This is a genomic window from Mesorhizobium sp. M0587, from assembly GCF_040320945.1.
Classification (GTDB): Bacteria; Pseudomonadota; Alphaproteobacteria; order Rhizobiales; family Rhizobiaceae; genus Mesorhizobium.
Genome location: NZ_JAMYQP010000008.1, coordinates 144,187 through 166,470, shown reverse-complemented (window position 1 = coordinate 166,470; position 22,284 = coordinate 144,187). Strand labels below are relative to the sequence as shown.

Genomic DNA, 22,284 nt, shown 5'->3' with positions numbered 1-22,284 from the left:
GGAACCGTATCGCCAGTGTGGCGTGGCGCTGCAGACGAAAAGCTCGAGCCGCGCTTGGGATACATCGGGGAACCTTGGGTCGTTCCCAGCTTCGGCCTTTGATCGCTTCGGCGCAGTACGCCGCCGGCGCGTCGAGACCAAACGGACTGCCTTACCCGTAACATCCCCGCTCCACCGCCAGCCGCCTTACCAGCGCCAGCACTCCATCGATCGTCGGCGTTGAATTCCCGGTCAGTCGCCCCAGTTCCTGCACCGCGCCTACCAGCGCGTCGATCTCCATCGGCCGGCCGCGTTCCAGGTCCTGCAGCATCGAGGTCTTGTGCTCGCCGACATCGCCGGCGCCCTTGATGCGCCGGTCGACGGCTATGGGAAAACGCACGCCGAGGCTTTCGCCGATCGCCTGCGCTTCCAGCATCATGGTGCGGGCAAGCGTGCGGGTGCCATCGTCGGCGACGATCGCTGCCAGCGTGCTGCCGGTCAGCGCCGAGATCGGGTTGAAGGAGAGGTTGCCCCACAGCTTCACCCAGATTTCGCTGCGTATGTCGTCGCGCACAGGCGCCTGCAGGCCGGCCTTGACCATTTCCTCGGCCAGTTTCACGACCCGTTCGCTGCGCTCGCCGGAGGGTTCGCCGAGCGAGAAACGTTTGCCCTCGACATGGCGGACGAGGCCAGGCGCGTCGACTTCGGCCGCGGGATAGACGACCGAGCCGATGACGCGTTGCGGCCCGATCCGCTGCCAGATCGCGCCGTTGGGATCGACCGCGTTCAGCCTGACGCCTTCGAGCGGCCCGCCCAATTTGTGGAAATACCACCACGGCACGCCGTTCTGCATGGTGACGACAGCGGTTTCCGGTCCAAGCAATGGTGCGATCTGGTCGAGGGCGGGAGTGAGCGAATGCGCCTTCAGCGCCAGCACGACGGTGTCCTGCACGCCAAGCTCCTCGGCGTCCGCCGCGGCGCGGACGGCAGCCACCGATTCCTGGCCGTCTTCGATCAGGCGAAGTCCATTTGCCCTGATCGCTTCCAGATGCGCGCCGCGCGCCACGACCGACAGATCGGTCCTGCCAGCCAGGGCAAGCTTGGCGGCGAGATAGCCACCGATCGCACCGGCGCCAAAAATGGTGATCTTCATCGTCAAAGCCCGAGTTTGGCGGCCAGGCCGATGCGCTGCAGCTTGCCGGTCGCGCCCTTGGGGATCTCGGCCAGGATCAGCACCTTGCGCGGCACCTTGAAGTCGGCGAGCCGCATCGCGGCATAAGCGCGAATATCGGTCTCGTCGGCAACCATGCCTTCGCGCAACACGACTGCCGCCGCCACCTCCTCGCCAAGCTTGTCATGCGGCATGGCGAAGGTGACGACTTGCGCCACCGCCGGATGGTCCATCAACACGTCGTCGATCTCGAGCGGCGAGATCTTTTCGCCGCCGCGGTTGATGATCTCCTTGAGCCGGCCGGTGACGCGCAAATAGCCGTCCTCGTCGAGCACGCCCTGGTCGCCGGTGTGGAACCAGCCATGCGCGAAGGCCGTCGCGTTGGCATCGGGGTTCTTCTCGTAACCCGCTGTCACATTGGGTCCACGAATGACGATCTCGCCGGTCTCGCCGGCCTTGAGCAGTCGCCCGTCGGGCGCCATGACAGCCACTTCCGGTCCGGCGGAGGCACCGACGCTGCCCGGTTTGCGCCGGTCTGGCGGCAGCCGGTTCGACGCCATCTGGTGCGCGGCCTCGGTCATCCCATAGGACTCGATCACCGGACAGCCGAAGGTCGCCTCGAGTTCGGCCATGACTTGCGCCGGCAGCGACGCCGAGGACGAGCGGATGAAGCGCAGACGCGCCGCCGCCAGCACCTCGGCATTGCGTGCCGCGCGCGGCAGAATCGCCTGATGCATGGTCGGCACCGCCGTGTACCAGCTTGGCCGCGCCTCTCCCAGCCACTGGAAGAAGCGCAGCGCGTTGAAGCCTGGCGTGCAGTAAATGCTGCCGCCTGACGCCAGCGACGACAGCACCGCCGCGATCAGGCCATGAATGTGGAACAGCGGCATGATGTTGAGGCAGCGGTCATCGGCCGTCAGGCCAAGCGTCGCGCCGATGTGCACGGCCGAGGCCGCGATGTTGGCATGGCTGAGCGGCACCAGCTTGGGCCGCGACGTGGTGCCGGACGTGTGCAGCAAAAGCGCGATGTCGCTGTCCCGCGCCATGTCGGGCGCAGCCGGCGCACCGATCGCCGAGCCCTCGATCGTGAAACTTCCCGCCGGTTCGTTGGGCTGCGCCACAAGCCTGAGCACACCGATGCCGAGGCGTTCGGCCACCGTCACCGCGGGTCCGGTTTCGTCTTCCGCAACGAGGACCGCCTTGGCGCCGATGTCGGTGAGATAGAAATCGAGCTCGTCGGCCCGGTAGGCCGGATTGAGCGGCGCCGTCGAGGCGGTTGCCGCCACGGCGACGAAGGCGGTGGCCATCTCCGGCCCGTTCGGCAGCACGATGGCCACCCTGTCGCCCCGCCCGATGCCGCGCGCATGCAGGGCGGCCGCCGTGGCCGCGATGAGATCGCGCAACCCGCCATGGGTGAGCGTCGTCCGTTCGGGTGCCAGGATCGCCGGGGCGTCGTCGGCGCCGGCGGCAAGACGGCGTGAGAGGTCTTTTGAATTCGTGCTCATGGTCACCGATTATGGTTCAAACGGCAGCTTTTGAAAGTCCAGCGGACGATTCCGCCCGGACAATTGTGGACGCTGGCGCCGCCCCTCATTGCCCTGCCGGGTTGCGCCATCTCCTTTCTCCCGTTCACGGGGAGAAGGCGCCCGAAGGGCGGATGAGGGGCAGCGCCAACGCCTTGAAAGCAGTCCCCAGCCACCTCAATATCCCAGCGCCATCCCATCCTTGCGCGGATCGGAGGCGCCGGTCAGCGTTCCCCTCTCCCAGTCGATCAGCACCGCCTGCCCGCCGCCAAGCGGGTGATGCGGCTCGGCGATGCGATGGCCGCGCCGGCGCAAGCCTTCGATCGCCTCGGCCGGAACGCCGCGCTCGGCCTCCACCATGCCGTCATTATGGAACACCCTTGGCGCATCCAGCGCCTGCTGCGGGTCCATGCCGAAGTCGATCATGTTGGTCAAAAGATGCACATGTCCGAACGGCTGGTAGCCGCCTCCCATGACGCCGAACGGCATCACCACGCGGCCGCCCTTGGTTGCCATGCCGGGCATGATCGTGTGCATCGGTCGCTTGCCGGGCGCGATCGCGTTTGGATGCGACGGGTCGAGGCGGAAGCTCGAGCCGCGGTTCTGCAGCACGATACCGGTTTTCGGACTGACGATGCCGCTGCCGAAGGAATAATAGGTGGAGTTGATGAAGGAGACCGCGTTGCGGTCGCGGTCGACGATGGAAATGTAGACCGTGTCGCTGCCGGGCAACTCCATGGGCGGCAGATGCGTCATGGCGTGGTCGCGGTCGATCTCGGCGCGCAGCCTGTCGGCATAGGCGCCGGACAGAAGCTGCTCCACCGGCACCGGAACATGGTCCCGGTCGCCGACGTAGCGATCGCGATCGCGATAAGCCAGCCGCCCGGCCTCGATTTCGAGATGCAGGCGTTCGGCACCGTTGGGGTCGATCCCGCCAAGCTTGAAACCCGACAGCACGTTCAGCATCAAGAGCGCCGTCAGGCCCTGATTGTTCGGCGGCATCTGGTGAATGTCGTAGCCGCCGTAGGAGGTGCTGACCGGCGTCACATAATCGCCTTTGGTCGCCGCGAAATCCTCGTGCGAGTGCAGCCCGCCCAGTTCGTTGAGCCGGCGCACGATGTCATCGGCGACGGCGCCTTCGTAGAAACCGGCGCGGCCGTGCCTGGCGACGATGCGCAAGGTGGCGGCGAGTTCCGGCTGCCGATGGACATCTCCAGCCTTCGGCGCCTTGCCGCCCGGCAGGAAGATGCGCGCGGCATGCTCGTCGGCCGAAAGGTCGGTTTCCGGTTCCGCCCAGTCGAAGGCGACGCGGTCATGCACGACATAGCCGTCCTCGGCGTAATGAATAGCCGGCGCCAGCGCATCGGCAAGACCCTTGCGGCCATGATCCTCGAGCAGGCGGCTCCAGGCGTCGACGGCGCCCGGGACGGTGACCGCATGCGGGCCTTGCAACGGGATGCGGTCGAAGCCTCGTTCGAGATACCAGTCGACCGTTGCTTTGGAAGGCGCGCGGCCGGAGCCGTTGAAGGCCAGCACGTCGCCTTGCCCCGCCGGGCAGTAAAGCACGAAGCAATCGCCGCCGATGCCGGTCGACTGCGGTTCGACCACGGCCTGCACGGCGGCGGCGCACACAGCGGCATCCATGGCATTGCCGCCGGAGCGCAGCATGTCGATGGCCGCAAGGGTCGAAAGCGGATGCGAGGTCGCGGCAACCGCTTCCGTGGCACGAACCGGCGAGCGGCCGGGAAACTGGAAATCACGCATTCTGTCTGGATATCCCCTCTCACTTGAAGCGAATTGGTCGGATGAAATCATTGCCGCCGCCCGAAGACCTGCGCAATCGACAAAAGGATGATCGACAGCACGATCAGGCAAGTCGAGATGGCGGCGATCGTCGGGTCGATCTGGTCGCGCAGCGCATTGAACATGCGGCGCGTCAATGTCGTCGTCTCGCCGCCCGATATGAACAGCGAAACCACCACCTCGTCGAAAGAGGTGATGAAGGCGAACAGCGCGCCCGAAACGATCGAGAAGCGGATCTGCGGCATGGTCACCTGCCAGAACGCGGCGATGCGTCCGGCACCTAGGCTGCGTGCGACGCGCTCCTGGTTCATGTCGTAGGAGCGCAACCCCGACAGCACGGTCAGCACCACCAGCGGCAGGGCTTGCACCGTATGCGCGATGACCAGGCCGGTCAGTGTGTTGTTGAGCCCGATGCGGGCATAGAGGAAGAAGGTGCCGATGCCGATGAGGATCACCGGGACGATCAGCGACGCCGTCAGCAGCGCGTTGATGGTGCCGTTGAAGCGCAGCGTGCCCCTGTTGATCGCATAGGCGGCGGCGGTGCCCAGCGGCGTCGCCACGAGCACTGTCATGACAGCCACCTTGACCGAGACGATCGTCGCGTCGCGCCACTCCAGCGACTGGAAGTAGGTCTGGTACCAGCGCAGCGACCATTGCTGCGGCGGGAATTGCAGCAGTGTCGAGTCGGAGAAGGACATGATGACGATGATGATCGACGGCGCGATCAGGAACAGAAGTACGAGGCCACCGAGCGCGTAGAGCCAAAGCCGTTGGCGATGCGAGATCGGCAGGCCGACATCCTCGCTCATCGCGAACTCCACACGCCGGTAGCGCGCGCGCCGAGCAGCCACTGGAAGAGGCCGAGAAGCGCCAGCGTGACCACGAGCAGCACGACGCCAAGTGCCGCGCCCGCGCCCCAGTTGGAATAAAGGCTGGTGGTCTGTTCCATGCGCATGGCCCACATGATCACCTTGCCGCCGCCCATCAGCGCCGGGGTGACGAAGAAACCCAGGCAAAGCACGAAGACGATGACCACGCCCGAGGCAAGACTCGGCAGCGACAGCGGAAAGAAGATCTGCCGGAAGGTCGCGGTCGGACCGGCGCCAAGATTCATCCCGGCGCGCAGGCAGTCGGTGTCGATCGTCTTCATCGAGGCATAAAGCGGCAGCACCAGGAACGGCAGCAATATATGCGTCATGCCGATGACGACGCCCGACAGATTGTTGGCGAGGGATAGCGGTTGGCTGATCACCCCGAGGTCCATCAGCCAGCTGTTGATCAGGCCCTTGCGCTGCAGGATCACCAGCCAGGCATAGGTGCGCACCAGCACCGACGTCCAGAACGGCAGGATGACGAAAATCAGGCAGATCGACGCCGCCCGTCGCGGCAGTTGCGACAGCATGTAGGCCAGGGGATAGCCGAGCAGGACGCAGGCGCCGGTGACGATGAAGGCGACCTTGAAGGTGGTGACGAAGGTCTTGATGTAGGAGCCCTGTTCGAAGAAGCGCGCATAGTTGGCCGCGCTGAGGGCGCCGGTTTCGTCGAACAGAGACAGCCAGAACAGCCAGCCGATCGGCACGATGACGATGGCGAAGACGAGCAACAGGCTTGGCGACAGCAGCGCCAGCAGCCGCAGCGATTCGCGCCGGGCGTCGGCGTGCAGCGCCCGCGTGTTCAGCTCCTGACCCGCACGGCCGCCGGTCTCCTCCATGAGGACGGATTGCGCGCTCATCAGTCGGCCGCCACCAGGATGGTGTCCTGCGCATCGAGGCCGAGCCTGACCGGCTGGCCGGGAGCCGGCATTTTCGCCAACACGTCGCTGCGGCAATAGTCGCGCAGCGTCAGCTGGCGGCCATCGCGCAACACCGCGTAGCAGACGAAGCTGTCGCCCTGATAGATGACGTCGCTGAGCGTCGCGTCGAGCACATTGACGCCGCTAGCCGGTTCGGCATTTGCGAGCAGCCGCAGCTTTTCCGGCCGCACCACCATCAGGTGCTGGCCCGACGAGGGTGCGGGCGCCGCCGTGTGGATGCGCCTGTCCTCGTACCAGACCGAACCGTTGCGGCACTCGACGGGAACGAAATTCGATTCGCCGATGAAGCCGGCGACGAACCGCGTGCGCGGCGTGGCGTAGAGGGTCTCGGGCCGGTCGAGCTGTTCGATCCGCCCGCCATTCATGACGGCGATACGGTCCGACATGGTGATGGCTTCGCGTTGGTCATGCGTGACATAGACCGTGGTCATGCCAAGCCGGCGATGCAAGGCGCGCAGCTCGATCTGCATGTGTTCGCGCAAGCCCTTGTCGAGTGCCGACAAGGGTTCGTCCATCAGCACGATGCGCGGCTCGAAGACGATGGCGCGTGCCAGCGCCACGCGCTGGCGCTGGCCGCCGGAGAGTTGGTCGACCCGGCGCTCGCCCAGGCCCTGCAATTTCACCAGCTCCAGCGCCTTCTCCACACGCTCGGCCGTCTCGGCGGGCGCGACGCCGCGCTGCTTCAGCGGAAAGGCGATGTTGTGAAACACGTTCATGTGCGGAAACAGTGCGTAGTTCTGGAACACCATGCCGATGTTGCGCTTGTGAGGCGGCGTGGTAATGATCTCTTCGGCGCCCACCTTGATCGAGCCGGCATTGGCCCGGACGAACCCGGCCAGGATCATCAGCAGCGTCGTCTTTCCGGATCCGGAAGGCCCCAGCAGCGTCAGGAACTCGCCGGCCTCGACATCGAGGTTCAGGTCGCGCAGCACCGCGACGCTGCCAAATCGTTTCTCTATCCGGCGCATGCTGATCGGCAGCGCGGATGGTGCAATGGACAAGATCATCGTCTCCTGAGGGCAGGGCGGCAGCAGGGCGAAGCGGCGGCTAACGCCCTGCCGTGGTTTGGTTCCGGCCGCGGCTATTGCTGAATCAGATTGTCGAACTTTTCCGTCGCCTCGACCAGATTGTCGCGCCAGAACCCGGCATCCTGCAGCACCTGTTTCTTGACGTTTTCGGGCGACGAGTTGATGTCCCTGATCCGCTCCTGCGGGATCTTGCCGGTCTCGAAGGCCTTTTCGTTGACCGGCCCATTGTCGACATAGAGCGGCAGATTGGCCTGCAATTGCGGGCTGACGAACATCGCCAGCGCCTTCATCGCCGCGTCCTTGTTCTTGGCGCCCTTGGGGATGATCATGCAGTCGGCGGTGAGAACACCCTGGTCGAACGAGAAGCTGACCGGCGCGCCTTCCTTCTTCAAGGTGCCGGCGCGGCCGTTCCAGATGCTCGCCATGTCGACTTCGCCGTCCTTCACCAGTTGCATGGCCTGGGCGCCGGAAGTCCACCAGGCGTCGACATGGCCGCGGATCTTGTCGACCGATTTCAGCGCGCCGTCGACATCGACCGGATAGACCTTGTCGATCGGAATGCCTTCGGCGAGTGCCGCGACGCTCAGCGTTTCGGTCGCCTGGCTGCCGCTCAGCGCGCGCCGTCCGGGAAATTTCTCCACGTTCCAGAAATCGGCCCATCTCTTGGGGCCTTTGTCGCCAAAAACATCGGTCCGGTAGATCAGCACGACCGAGGTGTAGGAAATGCCGACCCAGTCGTCATGGACAAGCTTCGGGTTGATGCCGCTCTTGTCGATCACGGCGTAATCGAGCTTTTCGAACAGCCCTTCCTTCGAACCGCGCGCGCATTCGTCCGCGCCGAGCTCGGTGATATCCCATTTCACCGCATTGCCTGTCACCTGCAGCCGCACGTCGTCGAGGCCGTTGGTGGTGTCTTCCTTGATGGTGATGCCGAGCGCATCGGCGGCCGGCTTGAAGAAGGCCTTGGTCTGCGCCTCCTGGTAAGTGCCGCCCCAAGAGGCGACGGTGATGGTATCGCCCGCCATGGCGGGGGCCGCGAGCGACGCCATGAGGCCCGCCATCGCAACGATGCTAACGCTTCTGGTTCTGTTCATTTTCGGCTCTCCGACCGGTGTTCCCATGATTTTTTGATTTCGCATGCTATTTTGTATACAATTTTGAGTGTAGCTTCGGGACCGGCGATGTCAACACCATCGAGCGCGCGTCGCGAACGCATCCAACAGGGATGCAGGAACGGCCTCGTCGAGACGTGGCAAATGGCGCCGGCTTTGAATACAGATACGATCGAGCAAACATCTACTTCCGGCCGAAAGCCCGGAGAACGGGAAACGGAACCTTGGCCAAGGAAACCAAAAACACGCTGCGCGACTCGGTCTACTCATCGCTCAAGGCGATGATCGTGACCGGTCAGATCCCGCCGGGCTCGCGCGTCACCGAGAACGACATCGCCGTGAAGCTGAATGTCAGCCGCACGCCGGTGCGCGAGGCTTTCAACCGCCTCGAGCGCGATGGCCTCGTCACCGGCAGGCCGCGCCAGGGTTATGTCGTCACGGAGTTCGACATCAACATGTTTCGCGAGGCCTTCGAGATCCGCGAGCTGCTCGACGGCCATGCGACCGAACTGGCGGCGGCCGCGGCGACGGAGAAGGACAAGGCGCGGCTGCGCGCCATGCTGGCCGAATGCGAGCGGCTGGCCGCCATCCCGGAGCGCACCACCAGGGAGAAATTCCAGGAGCTGGAGGTCGGCATCGACCTGCACCGCGTCATCGCCGAGATCAGCGGCAATGCCATGCTGCATGGCATGCTGTGCGGCATCCTCGACAAGTGCCAGCACTATGTCTGGACGGAGCTGCTGTGGCTGGACGAATGGAAGATCGCCCGCGACGAGCATGCCGGGATTATCGAGGCGATCTGTGCCGGCGACGCCAGCCGCGCCGGCACGTTGGCACGCGCCCATGTACGGGGATCGCGCAACAATGTGCTGCGCCTTTTGCAGGCCAAGTCGGACTACCGGAACTTCCTGGCCAAGGCATCCTGATATCGGCGATCATCGCCTTCGAACATTTCGGCAAGCTGTATAAGTTATAGCTTATAGACTCCCCTGCAGATTTAAGCGAAATCAAGGCGTGCGGTGCTCCTGCAGGGCGGAAATGGGCGACAGTTTCGGATATATCGCGTTCGGCGATGACGAGTTATACGCGCGCGGCGCGCTGTTCAGCGCGCTGAGGTTGCTGCATTATTGCCCGGCTGCGAAGGTCACGGTTCTGACCGATCGGACGCGCGTTTTCGACGGCTATCCCATCCAGACGGTAGAGCTGACGGCCAGCCGGATGACCGAAATGTCTTTCGGCGGCCGGTATCGTTTCGGCATAAAGGCGGCAGGCCTTGTCGACCTGCTCAAGCATTGCGACCGCCTGTTCCTCATGGATACCGACATGTACCCGGTTGGTGACATGTCGGGCTGTTTCGACCGGATTTCGCCGTCACACTCCGTAATGAACAGATTGGAAGGACGGCCAAAGGTTCCTTATCGAGCGATCGAAGGCAGGCATTTCATGCTTGGTGACAAGATGCTGACCGGCGACGAGCCAATGTGGAGCAGCGGGGTCCTCGGCGTCCACAACTCCGCTCTTCCCGCCCTGGCCGACGCCTATCGCGCCATCGAGCAACTGATTGGTGTCGTAAGCGCGCATACGCTGGAACAGTTTTGCATCGGCGTCGCGCTGTCCAGGAATGGATGCAGGATAGCCCCACACCGCCTGCCGCTTCGAAACTACACCACCAGAGGCCGGAAACTTTTTGCCCGAAGGCGTCTTCAGACGTTCTTTGCGGGCAACGGCCACCTGGCCGTCAGCCAGCAGATCGAGCAGGCGGCTAGCTACCGGCTTTGGCGAGCGCCGATCGATCTATGGAAGCAGCCGGACATATGGCACTTTTAGAGGTTTTCCGTCGGCGTATGACCCGATGCGGGCCTGCTGATTCTGGTTGGCAAACCACCGGACCGGCCGAGCAACGGCGCGCTTGAGGTCAGGCGCGGTTCTACTGGTCCGAAAACCTCACGCTCACGCCGCGCTGCCGAAAATAAGCCTGCATCAACTTGCGGCCCGAGCGGTTGCTTTGCGCTAATTTGGTCGGATCGAACACCGCCTGTTTTATACCCTCTCGCGTCAGCGCTGCCTTAAGCGTCGCGATATGTGCGTCGATATCGGCATTGTCCGCCCGGAGCGAGGCATAGATATTTTCGGTCGCTTCGGCCACGGTCGGTTCGCTCACAGGTGTCGTCCTTTAATTGGTTGGGCGGCGGCTTAGCACAGATTCGCGGCTCCGCCGATAGGCCGAGTAGGACGCCGGAAGCCCCGAATTGCAGCATAGTCCAGCCAGTTCGTGATCTGGCCGAGCCTGTGCTTGGCGGCACATGGATTCCGCTGGCCGCGCCCGGTGCCGTCGCCCCATTCTCATTTGATCTGTTGCCGGAACTTGGAATGGCAGCTTGAGCAGTCCTGGAGGATAAGGTGCAGGAGATGTTCCGCCGGTAATCCGGCCGGATCTGCTTGCGTTGCCCTCAGCCGCTTGCCGAGCAGGCTGCCGCCGTCCATCGGCGCCTTCGCGCCCATGCGCATGTCGCCGGTGATCTGGGCAGGCGCCGCTTCGGCCTTCACGGCCAACGTATTCGCAAGCTTGTCGATGTGGCTGGCGAGGGCCTCGAACTCCGGCCGAGCCTGCTCGATCTCCGCTTTGGCGCCCGACGGCGGGCCCAGGGTGCCGGCAGGGAATTCCGCGATCAAGGCGGGGCCGGTGCGGGCGCTGAGCGCCTTGGCCGCGGTCTTGAATCCGGCGGCGTCATAGGCAAGCTTGCCGTCGAACATCCCGGCGATGGCTTTTGCCGCCGACGCCATCGCCTTCATGGAGGCCTGACGCGCGGCCACGATCCCATCGCCGGAGGCGACGGCCTGTGGCGACGATAGTGTCAGCGAACCGGCCAACGCCAGCATGGCCGCCCCGGGCGCGTTGAGGGCCTTCATGCCACGACGTCGAGTACGCCCATCATGCCGAGCTGCTCATGCTCGAGGATGTGGCAGTGATACATGCGCGGTCCCGGGCGGTCCTGGCGCAGCAGGAGCCGCACCGTCTCGCCGCGCGCTACGTTGACGGTGTCCTTCCAGGCAAGGTAGGGCGCCTCAAAGACCATGCCGTCGCGCTCGCGCTCGATCACCTGGAACTGTGTGCCGTGGACGTGGAACGGGTGGTCCATGTCGGCCTGGTTGACGATCTCCCAAAGTTCGGTCTCACCGACCTTGGCGACAATGTCGACGCGGGCCATGTCAAAGGCCTTGCCGTTGATCAGAAAGCCCATCTCCATGCCGGTGGCGTTCATCGCCATGGTTTCCGTCAAGACCAGCCGCCGGCTGAGGGCAGGAGCGGCGAGCGGTGCGATCGGGCGCAGCCGCGCCGGTAGCGGCGGCATCCCATCGGCTTCCGCCTCAGAGACATCGACCGTCAGCAGCGTCAGCCCGGCATCGGTCGGGCGGCCAGCGCCCATCCAGCCGCGGTCGTAATCGAGCGTATACAAGGTGACGGGGCCGGGCCTGTTGAAGGATGCGATCAGCTCGATGCGCTCGCCGGGCTGAGCAGGACCTCGTCCGCCGTGGCCGGCGCCGCGAGCAGCCCGCCATCCGTCCCGATGACCGTCATCGTCGCGCCGTCGAAGGCGAGCTTCAGGAAGCGCGCATTGGTGGCGTTGTAGAGGCGCAGGCGACGCCTTGCGCCCTTCGCCACGGCGAGCCTGGGATTCTTCTGGCCGTTGACCAGCACGTGGTCGCCGACGCGGCCATTCATCAGATCGCTCATGCCGTTTCCGGGCATCGAGCCATCGGCGGCGAGCCTGAGATCGGTGAAGACCAGCACCGTGTCGCCATACTCGATCGGGACGGGATCGGCTTTGGCCTTGACGATGAAGGCACCGGCAAGGCCACGATAGACCTGCTCCGCCGTCCTTCTGTGGGGATGCGGGTGGTACCAATAGGAGCCCGCGCAGCCCTCCGGCAGATCGAAGGCGTAGACGCGCTCGGTGCCGCTCGCGACCGGATCCATCGGGTTGCCGTCCTGGTCGGGCGGCACCGGCATGCCGTGCCAGTGGATAGTGCTCGCCTCGCCATCGATGCGGTTGGCGAAGGTGATCTCGACACGGTCGCCCTCGAAGGCTTCGATCAGCGGCCCCGGGGTCATGCCGTTATAAGCGAGGATCGGCGTGTCGAGCCCCTCGGCAAATCTCGCGACGGCCGGCTCCGCTGTCAGCCTCGCCCTGAACAGCCCAGGTCTATCAGTTTCGTTGGCAAGCAGCGGCAGGTCGCGCAACGCCTGGCCATCCGGCAGGGTAACGGCGTCTTGCGCCATCGCGCCCATGTCGTGGCCGGCATTGCCGCCCATGTCCATGCCGGGCATCGACGTGTCGTCCATCTTCATCTGCGCCAGCGCGCGCGAGCTCGCCAGAACCGTCGCCAGGCCTGCCGCCAGAAAACCGCGTCGATGCATTCTTTTGCTCCTCACTGGAAAGCCCCGCCGGATGACCGCCCCGGAACGCTAAGGGTTCCAGCGGCTGGAAGGTCAAGTGGGATCGAGCAGCCGCTCGACTTCGGCATCGGCACCATCTTTGTCGAGGATCCGACGACAACATCGTCGAATTTATCGGAATGGGGCGAGAAATATTCGCCGAATATGATCCGAGCTGAGCTAAATGGGGCACGCTGCCCGCGCGATCTGGATGGCTCTGGCACGCGACCACAAGGAGACGGCGCGCTGATGGACATATCGGCGGGACCATTTGGGCGCTCGCGCAACGCGTCGAGGTCTACCGAGATGCATTATGGGATCGAAATCGGAACTCGATGACATTGCCCGAACGAGGTAAGCGAGGCGGCTGCATGGGGCATCTTTCTTCCGAAGGCGCACCGAAGATACAAATACGGGTAAAGATGCAGGTAAAGCCGTCTCTTACGACGGCTGACCTGCGTCCGGTGCGAAGCGCTGGCCCGCGAACCACCCACGGGCGTCGCGGCGGAAGAGCAGCAACACGGCAGCCAACCATATGACGAATGCCGCGTAAGAGACGATTGCCGAGGTTGCATTGAACCGGACGCGTTCGTCGAAACCCAGGATTTCAGCTGGAATTCCGAGAACCATCACGACGAGGCTGATCCAGCGGGCCCAATTCTGTCGCTTGCGAGCGATCAGCCAGATCCACAGCAACTGCACAGCAAAGACGCAGGCGATCAAGATCGGATAGAAGATCGGGTTCTGGCTGTAATACTTGGCGAGAGTCGCCCCGTCCGCGGCGGCGGATGCCAGAGCGGCAGCGACCCCTGCGACAGCGAGCCGCTCGTACCAGACTATGCTGATCGGGCGGCACACTGGACCGACCTTCTTCGAACTCTCACCTCTCATGAACTGACAGTTCCCATATGACCGACCAATTTGGCGACAATATGCGCCGAGCCGATTCGACAGTTTGACTTGGTGAATCGAAGAACCTGCTGATTTTGGCGGCGATAGCATATTCCGAAATGGCGCGCCCGAAGAGATTCGAACTCCTGACCCCCAGATTCGTAGTCTGGTGCTCTATCCAGCTGAGCTACGGGCGCGCAACAGGCCATGCTTTTCATGACCTCGCGGTCCAGTCCTTGACGGCCGGCCGCGATGTGAGCTGTTCCCTAGCGACTGAATTTGCGAAAAGCAAGCCGATCCGGCAAAAGTTTTGTCGCAAGATCCCTCATCCGGCGAGGCGAACCCGGACCCCGGCGGCTCGAACCGCCTGAATTCAGCCGGGAATGGGAAAGTACCGGGACCTGGAAGGCCGGGAAGGGCTTGGGCGGGGAGGCAGGGGCCTTTGGAAACCAGCGCCGGAGCTCATGCCGGGCGGCGCAAATTGCCACGGGCCTGATCGAGCCGCACCGGCTGGTCGGGAATGGTGACCGCGAATGTGGTGCGTCCGCCTATGCTCTCGACCAGTTCCACCGTGCCGCCATGCGCCCGGATCAATTCATAGGCGATGGCCAGGCCAAGGCCGGTGCCGCCGCTACGGGCCGAACCGCGGAACGCCGCGAACAGGTTCTCGCGCGCCTTTGGCGGCAGGCCGGGGCCGGTGTCGGTGACGACGATGCGGCTGACGCTGCCCATGCGCTCGGCCGACACCGCCAGGCGCCGCACAAGGGCGCTCTCGCTGTCCGCCGCCATCGCCTGCACCGCGTTGCGGCACAGATTGGTGAGCACCCGGAACAACTGGTCGGAATCGGCATCGACCTCGAAAGTCGTCTCGACGGCGTTGACGAACTCGATGCCTTGTCCGATGTCGAGCAGGCCGTGCACGTCCTCGACCAGCTGGCGCAGCCTCACCCTGCGCCGCGAAGGCGGCGGCTCCTGCGTGCGGCCATAGGCCAGCACGCCTTCCGAATAGGAAACCGCGCGGTCGAGCGCGCGCAGAAGTTTCGGCGCGAAGGCCTGCACGGTCGGGTCCTTGACCTGGCGCAGGCGGTCCGACATCAGCTGTGCCGAGGCCAGGATGTTGCGCATGTCGTGGTTGATCTTCGACACGGCGAGGCCAAGGTCGGCAAGGTGCTTTTGCTCGGAAAGCATCTTTTGCAGCCGCACCTGCATCTGCGAAAGCTCGCGCTCGGCGACGCCGATCTCGTCGGCGCGGGCGGCCGGGTGGATGATGCGCCCGGGATCGTCGGGAGCTTCGGAGAAGGACAGCATCGAGCGCGTCATCGCGCGGATCGGCCCGATCATGATGAGGTCGATCGCCGCATAGACCAGCATGGCGGTGAACAATGAGATCAGCAGCGAAACGAAGGCGACGTTCCGCGAATAGATGAGCATGGCATTGCGCAGGGAGTAGTCCTGCATGATCAGCTCGAATTCCTTGTCGCTGTCGCCGACCGGACCGAAAACGCGCAGCATCCGGTCGCCGCCGAAGAACAGCGTGTCCAGCGCGCCGGTCATGCCCTTGATCATCCCGACATTGGCGAGGTCGATGTGCGAATCGACCTGCGGCGGCATGTCGGCCACCACCAGCAGCCGGGAGACGCCGCCGTCGCGCACCGCGATCGCCTTGGCGCCGATCGCCATCAGCACGTCGTTCTGGGCCGCGCGCGACAATGAGGTCGGCTCGCCCTGCACCAAGACGATCGATACGGCGGCGGCCGTGCTCAGCCGCTCCTTGAGCCAGCTCAGCCGGTAGCTCGCGATCCAGGGCAGGAAGATGAGCACCTCGGCCAGCAGCACGAAAACAATGGTCAAGAGCAGCAGTTTCGTCGACAATCCGCGCGACAAGGGCACGGTGCGGACGGCGGCGGGCGCCGTGCCGATCCCTTCCCCCGGTTGCGTGGCTTCGCTCATGCGGTCCCGTCTTCACAATCACTTGATCGGCCGACATTAGGCGATCGCGGCTTTTTTGCCAATTTCATCCTTGGTCGGAAGCGATAATTCGTGCCGGAACGCGTGCGTTTACGGCACGACAACGCCGGATTGACTTCCAAACCCCTTCTTTCTATAAGCCCGCACACGCTCGGGCCATTCGTCCCGGCGCGGTTTCGATCGCGCCAAAGCCGGCCCGGCTAAGCTCCTGTTACAGAGTGACAGAATCAAGAAGGGCCGCACCCCGCGGTATTAAAACAAATGAAGCGTACCTACCAACCGTCCAAACTCGTCCGCAAACGCCGGCACGGCTTTCGTGCCCGCATGGCCACCAAGGGTGGTCGCGGCGTCGTCGCAGCTCGCCGCAATCGTGGCCGCAAGCGGCTCAGCGCCTAAGCGAGACGAGATCGTTGCCCGCAACCGGCAAGCCAGAGGGGAAAAGCCCCAGTCGGCTTCTGAAACGCGCGGAATTCCTGGCCGTCCGCCGTGGTGAAAAGCGCCGCGGGCGGTTTTTCCTCGTCGAGGTTCTCGACCGCGGCGACGGCGGAGCGCCGCGCGTCGGCTACACGGTCACCAAGAAGGTCGGCAACGCCGTCGTGCGCAACCGCGTCAGGCGGCGGCTGAAAGAAGCCGTTCGCGTCCATGCGGCCGATGACATGATGCCCGGCAATGATTATGTCATCGTCGGGCGCGATGATGCGCTCCGCGCCCCCTTCGGCCAATTGAAGGCCGAACTCTCCCGCCGAATTCGCGGAACACGATAGGCCAAGGGCTCTCGATGGAAAACAACCGGAACTTCTTCATCACCATCGCGCTGTCGGTGCTGATCCTGACTTTGTGGCAGGTGTTCTACATGAACCCGCGCGTCGAGCAGCAGCGAGAGGCCGCGCGCGTCGAACAGCAGCGCACGGAAGAACAGAAGAAGACGGCCGAGGCGACCAACCCGGGCGCGGGAACGCCGGCGCCGGGTACCACGGCTCCAGGTGCCATTCCCAATGCGCCCGGCGGCGAAACCGTCACCACCGCCAGCCGCGATCAGGCGCTGGCGGCTTCGAAGCGCGTCAAGATCGACACGCCGAGCCTCGAAGGCTCGATCAGCCTGACCGGCGCGCGCCTCGACGACCTCAAGCTCAAGCACTACACGGAAACCGTCGACAAGAATTCGCCCGAGATCGAACTGCTCAATCCGCAGGCGCTGCCCACCGGCTATTTCGCCGAGATCGGCTTCGTCGGCAACGACAAGACCGGTGCGGTGCCGGGCTCGGAGACGGTGTGGAGCGTGGAGGGCAATCCGACGTTGAGCCCGTCGACGCCGGTGACGCTGACCTACACCAATGACAAGGGCCTGACCTTCAAGCGCACCTTCTCCGTCGACCACGACTATATGTTCACGGTCTCGGACACGGTGCAGAATTCCGGCAGCGGCGCGGTTTCGCTGTTCAACTACGGCCGCGTCACGCGCTACGACAAGCCGGCGGTCGCCAGCACCTATGTGCTGCATGAGGGCCTGATCGGCTTCACCGGCGCGGAAGGCCTGCAGGAGCACAAATACGCGTCCGTCGAGAAGGACAAGCAGTACCAGCCGGGCAAATCGACCGACGGCTGGCTCGGCATCACCGACAAATACTGGGCCGTCACGCTGGTGCCGACCGAGAAGCAGCCGTTCCAGCCGCGCTATGCCTATTTCGAGGACGGCCGCCACCGCTACCAGTCCGACTTCCTCACCGACCCGATCAATGTCGAGGCCGGCCAGTCGGCGACCGTCGAGACCGAAATCTTCGCCGGTGCCAAGGAAGTAGCCAAGATCAACGCCTATGCGGAAGACCGCCATATCAAGCGGTTCGACCTCCTGATCGACTGGGGCTGGTTTCACTTCATCACCAAGCCGATGTTCTGGCTGATCGATACGCTCTACAAATTCCTCGGCAATTTCGGCCTGGCGATCCTGGCCACCACCGTTATCGTCAAGGCCATTTTCTTCCCGCTCGCCAACAAGTCCTACGCGTCGATGGCGAACATGAAGAAGGTGCAGCCCAAGATGCTGGAGATCCGCGAGAAATACGCGGACGACAAGATGAAGCAGCAGCAGGCGATGATGGAGCTGTACAAGACCGAGAAGATCAATCCGCTTGCCGGCTGCTGGCCGGTGGCGCTGCAGATCCCGGTCTTCTTCTCGCTCTACAAGGTGCTCTACATCACCATCGAGATGCGGCACGCGCCGTTCTTCGGCTGGATCCAGGATCTTGCGGCACCCGATCCGACGTCGATCTTCAACCTGTTCGGCCTCGTTCCGGTCACGCTGCCGCACATGCTGATGATCGGCGTGTGGCCACTGATCATGGGCGTCACCATGTTCTTGCAGATGCGCATGAACCCGACGCCGCCGGACCCGACCCAGGCCGCGATCTTCACCTGGATGCCGGTCATCTTCACCTTCATGATGGCGGGTTTTCCGGCCGGCCTCGTCATCTACTGGGCCTGGAACAACACGCTTTCGATCCTCCAGCAAGGCGTGATCATGAAGCGCCAGGGCGCCAAGATCGAGCTGTGGGACAATCTGGTCGCGCTGTTCCGCAAGAAACCGTCACCAGCGGAATAAAACGCCATTTCTTGCGTCAAAAAGCCCCGTTCGGGGCTTTTTGTTTGGGCTCAGGTTGGGGACGCTGGCAGGCTTGGCCGGATAGGTGAAGCCCGGTGCTGCTGGGGCGTGCCCGCGGCAATAAGAGGACCTGGCCGCCCAGGAAAGGCTCGCTCGCCGGGCAATTGGTGCTATAGGGCGGATCGCGCTATTTTTGACCGACGCGTGCGGATATCCGACGCAACTGGCGACCAATTCCTGGACGAACCGACCCAATTCCTGGACGAACCGACATGGACGGACCCAACCCCAACATCAAGCACCCGATCCCGATGCATACCCGCGTTGGGTTCCTGAAGCCGCTGGTCACCGCGCCGAATATCGAGATCGGCGATTTCACCTATTATGACGATCCGGACGGGCCGGACAAATTCGCCGAAAAATGCGTGCTGCACCACTACGCCTTCATCGGCGACAGGCTGGTCATCGGCAAGTTCTGCGCCATTGCCGAGGGCGTGCGCTTCATCATGAACGGCGCCAACCACGCCATGTCCGGTTTTTCCACCTATCCGTTCAACATTTTCGGCCATGGTTGGGAGAACGGTTTCGACCCGACCACATGGTCGAGGGAAGTGCGCGGCGACACCGTGGTCGGCAGCGATGTCTGGATCGGCATGGAGGCGGTCATTCTGCCCGGCGTGCAAATCGGCCATGGCGCCATCATCGCCGCGAAATCGGTGGTCACGCACGATGTTCCGTCCTATGCGATCGTCGCCGGCAATGCGGCCAAGGTGGTGAAGATGCGTTTCGACGACAGGACAATCAGGCGGCTGCTTTCGGTGGCATGGTGGGACTGGCCCGCGGACAAGGTCAGCCGCAACCTCGACGCCATCAGAGGCGCCGATATTTCTCTTCTGGAGGCAGCAACTTGAACGCCTTGAACAGCACCGCGATCGGCATCGACCTGTTTACGCGTGGATGGATCTTCATCCGCGGCGTGCCGGCAATGAAGTTCCTGCCGCCGGAAGGGCCGCCGGAAATCGCCTTTGCCGGCCGCTCGAACGTGGGCAAATCGTCGCTGATCAACGCATTGGTCAACCAGAAGGGCCTGGCCCGCACCTCCAACACGCCGGGGCGCACGCAGGAGCTCAATTATTTCGTGCCGGATGGATTTACGGGCGAGGGCGCCGACCTGCCGCCAATGGCGATGGTCGACATGCCGGGCTACGGCTACGCCACCGCGCCCAAGGAGAAGGTCGACGAATGGACCAAGCTGGTCTTCGACTATCTCAAGGGCCGGGTCACGCTGAAGCGGGTCTATGTGCTGATCGACGCCCGCCACGGCATCAAGGCTAAGGACGACGAGGTGCTGTCGCTGCTCGATAAGGCGGCGGTATCCTACCAGATCGTGCTGACCAAGACCGACAAGATAAAGGCCGCCGGCGTGCCGCGGCTGATCGAGGAAACGTTGCAGAAAATCAAGAAGCGGCCGGCGGCGTTTCCGTTCGTCCTGGCGACGTCGTCGGAAAAGGCCGAGGGCCTCGAAGAGCTGCGCGCGGCAATCGTGCTCGCCGCCAATGGCGGCTGATACATGTCGTCGTTTGAAGTCGCGGCATGGATCCTCGGGTCTGCGCCGCGTCGCTTCGCTCCTTGCTCCGCCCGTGGATGACGACGGGAGAGATGTTCGGCTAATCTCGAAGGTTGCCGACGACCATTGATACCGAGTTCCGTTGATACCAAGCATCCACCGATGCCAAGCTCCAGCGCTTACGATTAGTCTCAGGCCCTCCACGCCTCGTCATCCTAGGGCGGAGCAAGGAGCGTAGCGACGCGGCGCAGACCCTAGGATCCATGCCGCGACGCCTGCCGAGAGATGCAGCGGATGGGGAGGCGCTCCGATCGCTCGTTATGGTCGAGGCATGACCGGCTATGTTACCGCTTTGCCTCCAGAGCGATCGTCTGGTGGCTTTCTTCCGAGACAAGGCTTTCGGTGCCATAGGCCTTCAGGAACATGCTGACGCCGGACCTGACGATGTGGTCGATCTCATTCTGGCTGGGCGCCTTGGTGCGGTAGGCGAAAATGCACTGGCGGAAAAGACCGGCCAGGCAAAGATCCGTGAACTGGTAGGCAGCGAGATCGACATCATCGATCCGCAGCACGCCGCGCTCGATGGCGGTGTTGAGAAAGGCCACGATCTTGTCATGGCCGCGCCGCGGCCCGCGCTCATAGAAACGCGCGCCAAGTTCGGGCATCCTGTCGGCCGCGCCGATCACCGTGCGCTGCGCCTGGATGACCTTGGCCGAGGTGATCTTGATGGCGAGCACCTTGCCGAACTTCACCAGCGTCTCGCGAAGGTCGTCGGCCCTGTCGAGCACGTCGTACATGTTCTTGAAGATGGTGCCGCGCTCTTCCTCGATCAGCGCTTCGAACAGCTCTTCCTTGTTGGCGAAATAGACATAGATCGTGCCCTTGGAAACGCCCGCCTCGCGCGTGATGTCGTTCATCGACGCGGCCTCGAAGCCTTTCTCGATGAACACGCGACGCGCGCCCTCGATGATCTGGCTGCGCTTGACCGGGTCCTGGCCGGCGGCGGGGCGGCCCCGGCGCAAGCTGTCCAACAGGTCGCCGCAGGCATCGTTTTCGGCGTCGGGCGTAGTCTCGGCCATAAAAGTCGCACCTCGAAATAATTCGAACCAAGCGGTTCGATTGCTCTTGATATGGTCCTCTTTCCGCGCTATGTCAACGGCTCGATCGAACCGAACGGTTCAGTTTTGTTAAATTAGAGAGATGTCATGTCCTCGAACGCGCCCACGTCAGCCGAAGTCCGCCCCTTCCCCACCGCCAAGGTTGCCCCGGCAACGGAAGCACCGGAAGTGCCTGTCCAACCTGCCGTCGCTATGCCGGTCGAGGCGCCGGCCAGGAAGAAGCGCTCCGTACGTTCGTTTCTGCTGCCGGTCATCGGCCTCGCGCTGCTCGGCGCCGGCGCCTGGTATGGCTATAATTACTGGACCACGGGCCGTTTCATGATCTCGACCGACGATGCCTATGTCCAGGCCGACATGGCGTTCGTTTCGCCCAAGATTTCCGGTTATGTCGACCAGGTCAAGGTCAGCGAGAACCAGCTGGTCAAGGCTGGAGACCCGCTGCTGACGATCGATAGCGGCGATTACAAGATAGCCGTTGCCCAGGCCGAGGCGCAGATGGCCACGCTGTCGAAGACGCTCGACCGCATCGACGCGCAGACCAAGGCCGCGCAGGCTTCGCTGCAGCAGGCGCAGGCACAGAAGGTCGCCGACCAGGCAGCCGCCGGCAACGCCGCTCGCGCCCAGCAGCGCGCCGCGCAACTGCTCAAGACGCATGTCGGCACGCAGGCGCAGCTGGACGATGCCCAGACCGCGCTCGACCAGGCCAATGCCGCCCTGGTCGGCGCCGACGCGCAGATCGCCGCCGCACAGGCCAACATCGGCGTGCTCGAGGCGCAGCGTGCCGAATCGGCAAGCACGCTCGCCTCCCTGCAGCTCACCCGCGACAAGGCCGCCCGCGACCTTTCCTTCACCGTGCTCAAGGCGCCCTATGACGGCGTCGTCGGCAACCGTTCCGTCGAACAGGGCGATCTCGTCAGCCCGGGCCAGAAGCTCGCCGTCGTCGTGCCTATGGACAAGCTCTACATCGTCGCCAACTTCAAGGAGACCCAACTTGCCCGCCTCGTGCCAGGCGAAAAGGTCAAGATCTCGGTCGACGCGATCGGCGGCCAGGATTTCGAGGGCACCGTCTCGTCGCTGGCGCCGGCTTCGGGAGCGGTGTTCTCGCTGCTGCCGCCCGAAAACGCCACCGGCAACTTCACCAAGGTGGTGCAGCGCGTTCAGGTCCGCATCGACGTGCCGGCCGACGTGCTGAAGAGCGGCAGGCTGCGCGCCGGCTTGAGCGTCATCGTCGACGTCGACAGCCGCACGGCACCCGTCGCGTCGTCGAACTGATC

22 protein-coding genes and 1 tRNA gene are annotated in these 22,284 nt (G+C 63.8%); 8 read left to right on the top strand and 15 right to left on the bottom strand.

The window, feature by feature from the left end; all coding sequences use genetic code 11:
- Nucleotides 1-151: 151 nt before the first annotated feature.
- From NKI49_RS10360 to NKI49_RS10330, 7 genes are all read right to left on the bottom strand, one after another.
- A complete protein-coding gene (locus NKI49_RS10360) occupies nt 152-1,132 on the bottom strand; it encodes a 2-dehydropantoate 2-reductase (RefSeq protein WP_352695624.1) in 981 nt (326 codons plus the stop codon).
- A 2-nt stretch (nt 1,133-1,134) separates the two neighbouring features.
- Nucleotides 1,135-2,655: an acyl--CoA ligase gene (locus tag NKI49_RS10355; RefSeq protein ID WP_352603396.1), complete on the bottom strand. Its 1,521-nt coding sequence runs from the start codon at nt 2,653-2,655 to the stop codon at nt 1,135-1,137.
- 195 nt (nt 2,656-2,850) lie between these two features.
- Nucleotides 2,851-4,437: a gamma-glutamyltransferase gene (gene ggt / locus NKI49_RS10350; RefSeq protein ID WP_352603397.1), complete on the bottom strand. Its 1,587-nt coding sequence runs from the start codon at nt 4,435-4,437 to the stop codon at nt 2,851-2,853.
- Between the two features lie 47 nt (nt 4,438-4,484).
- Nucleotides 4,485-5,285, bottom strand: coding sequence for an ABC transporter permease (locus NKI49_RS10345; protein ID WP_352603399.1), 801 nt, complete (start codon nt 5,283-5,285; stop codon nt 4,485-4,487).
- Nucleotides 5,282-6,208 (bottom strand): ABC transporter permease, encoded by a 927-nt coding sequence (locus tag NKI49_RS10340; protein WP_352603401.1) that lies wholly within the window; start codon nt 6,206-6,208, stop codon nt 5,282-5,284. The genes NKI49_RS10345 and NKI49_RS10340 overlap by 4 nt, the downstream gene beginning before the upstream one ends.
- Nucleotides 6,208-7,290, bottom strand: coding sequence for an ABC transporter ATP-binding protein (locus NKI49_RS10335; protein WP_352603403.1), 1,083 nt, complete (start codon nt 7,288-7,290; stop codon nt 6,208-6,210). Before NKI49_RS10335 ends, NKI49_RS10340 begins: the two co-directional genes overlap by 1 nt.
- An 80-nt stretch (nt 7,291-7,370) precedes the next feature.
- The gene (locus NKI49_RS10330; RefSeq protein ID WP_352603405.1) at nt 7,371-8,411 is read right to left on the bottom strand and encodes an ABC transporter substrate-binding protein; all 1,041 of its coding nucleotides are present in this window, start codon (nt 8,409-8,411) and stop codon (nt 7,371-7,373) included.
- A 242-nt stretch (nt 8,412-8,653) separates the two neighbouring features.
- On the opposite strand from NKI49_RS10330, the gene NKI49_RS10325 reads away from it, so the two are divergent.
- Together NKI49_RS10325 and NKI49_RS10320 are read left to right on the top strand one after the other, a co-directional pair.
- Entirely contained in the window at nt 8,654-9,355 is a 702-nt protein-coding gene (locus NKI49_RS10325) for a GntR family transcriptional regulator (RefSeq protein ID WP_352603407.1), read from the top strand.
- A 112-nt stretch (nt 9,356-9,467) separates the two neighbouring features.
- Complete coding sequence (locus NKI49_RS10320) at nt 9,468-10,256, top strand: hypothetical protein (protein WP_352603409.1); 789 nt, start codon at nt 9,468-9,470, stop codon at nt 10,254-10,256.
- A gap of 100 nt (nt 10,257-10,356) precedes the next feature.
- Here the strand turns inward: NKI49_RS10320 and NKI49_RS10315 are convergent, their stop codons facing one another.
- The 7 genes from NKI49_RS10315 to NKI49_RS10285 all read right to left on the bottom strand — a co-directional run bounded on the left by NKI49_RS10315 (nt 10,357) and on the right by NKI49_RS10285 (nt 15,708).
- Nucleotides 10,357-10,590, bottom strand: coding sequence for a hypothetical protein (locus tag NKI49_RS10315; protein ID WP_352603411.1), 234 nt, complete (start codon nt 10,588-10,590; stop codon nt 10,357-10,359).
- A 182-nt stretch (nt 10,591-10,772) separates the two neighbouring features.
- Nucleotides 10,773-11,339: a cytochrome c gene (locus NKI49_RS10310; RefSeq protein WP_352603413.1), complete on the bottom strand. Its 567-nt coding sequence runs from the start codon at nt 11,337-11,339 to the stop codon at nt 10,773-10,775.
- The gene (locus NKI49_RS10305; RefSeq protein WP_352603415.1) at nt 11,336-11,887 is read right to left on the bottom strand and encodes a multicopper oxidase domain-containing protein; all 552 of its coding nucleotides are present in this window, start codon (nt 11,885-11,887) and stop codon (nt 11,336-11,338) included. Before NKI49_RS10305 ends, NKI49_RS10310 begins: the two co-directional genes overlap by 4 nt.
- Nucleotides 11,888-11,919: 32 nt before the next feature.
- Nucleotides 11,920-12,849, bottom strand: a complete 930-nt coding sequence (locus tag NKI49_RS10300; protein ID WP_352603417.1) for a multicopper oxidase family protein — start codon at nt 12,847-12,849, stop codon at nt 11,920-11,922.
- Between the two features lie 459 nt (nt 12,850-13,308).
- Entirely contained in the window at nt 13,309-13,725 is a 417-nt protein-coding gene (locus NKI49_RS10295; protein WP_352603419.1) for a hypothetical protein, read from the bottom strand.
- Nucleotides 13,726-13,878: 153 nt separating this feature from the next.
- A tRNA-Arg gene (locus tag NKI49_RS10290) sits at nt 13,879-13,955 on the bottom strand.
- Between the two features lie 265 nt (nt 13,956-14,220).
- Nucleotides 14,221-15,708 carry an ATP-binding protein gene (locus tag NKI49_RS10285; RefSeq protein WP_352603421.1) on the bottom strand — a complete coding sequence of 496 codons (1,488 nt, stop codon included), beginning with the start codon at nt 15,706-15,708 and terminating at the stop codon, nt 14,221-14,223.
- Between the two features lie 279 nt (nt 15,709-15,987).
- Between NKI49_RS10285 and rpmH the strand changes: the two genes are divergently transcribed.
- From rpmH to yihA, 5 genes are all read left to right on the top strand, one after another.
- Nucleotides 15,988-16,122, top strand: coding sequence for a 50S ribosomal protein L34 (rpmH, locus tag NKI49_RS10280; protein ID WP_008833937.1), 135 nt, complete (start codon nt 15,988-15,990; stop codon nt 16,120-16,122).
- 14 nt (nt 16,123-16,136) lie between these two features.
- Nucleotides 16,137-16,490, top strand: coding sequence for a ribonuclease P protein component (rnpA, locus tag NKI49_RS10275; RefSeq protein ID WP_352603423.1), 354 nt, complete (start codon nt 16,137-16,139; stop codon nt 16,488-16,490).
- 14 nt (nt 16,491-16,504) lie between these two features.
- Nucleotides 16,505-18,325: a membrane protein insertase YidC gene (yidC, locus tag NKI49_RS10270; RefSeq protein WP_352603425.1), complete on the top strand. Its 1,821-nt coding sequence runs from the start codon at nt 16,505-16,507 to the stop codon at nt 18,323-18,325.
- Nucleotides 18,326-18,597: 272 nt separating this feature from the next.
- A complete protein-coding gene (locus tag NKI49_RS10265) occupies nt 18,598-19,236 on the top strand; it encodes a CatB-related O-acetyltransferase (protein WP_352603427.1) in 639 nt (212 codons plus the stop codon).
- Complete coding sequence (gene yihA / locus NKI49_RS10260) at nt 19,233-19,892, top strand: ribosome biogenesis GTP-binding protein YihA/YsxC (protein WP_352603429.1); 660 nt, start codon at nt 19,233-19,235, stop codon at nt 19,890-19,892. The genes NKI49_RS10265 and yihA overlap by 4 nt, the downstream gene beginning before the upstream one ends.
- Before the next feature lie 344 nt (nt 19,893-20,236).
- Here the strand turns inward: yihA and NKI49_RS10255 are convergent, their stop codons facing one another.
- Nucleotides 20,237-20,971, bottom strand: coding sequence for a TetR/AcrR family transcriptional regulator (locus NKI49_RS10255; protein ID WP_352603431.1), 735 nt, complete (start codon nt 20,969-20,971; stop codon nt 20,237-20,239).
- 126 nt (nt 20,972-21,097) lie between these two features.
- Here NKI49_RS10255 and NKI49_RS10250 point away from each other — a divergent pair, with 126 nt between their 5' ends.
- Nucleotides 21,098-22,282, top strand: a complete 1,185-nt coding sequence (locus NKI49_RS10250; RefSeq protein WP_352695622.1) for an HlyD family secretion protein — start codon at nt 21,098-21,100, stop codon at nt 22,280-22,282.
- Nucleotides 22,283-22,284: the final 2 nt, after the last annotated feature.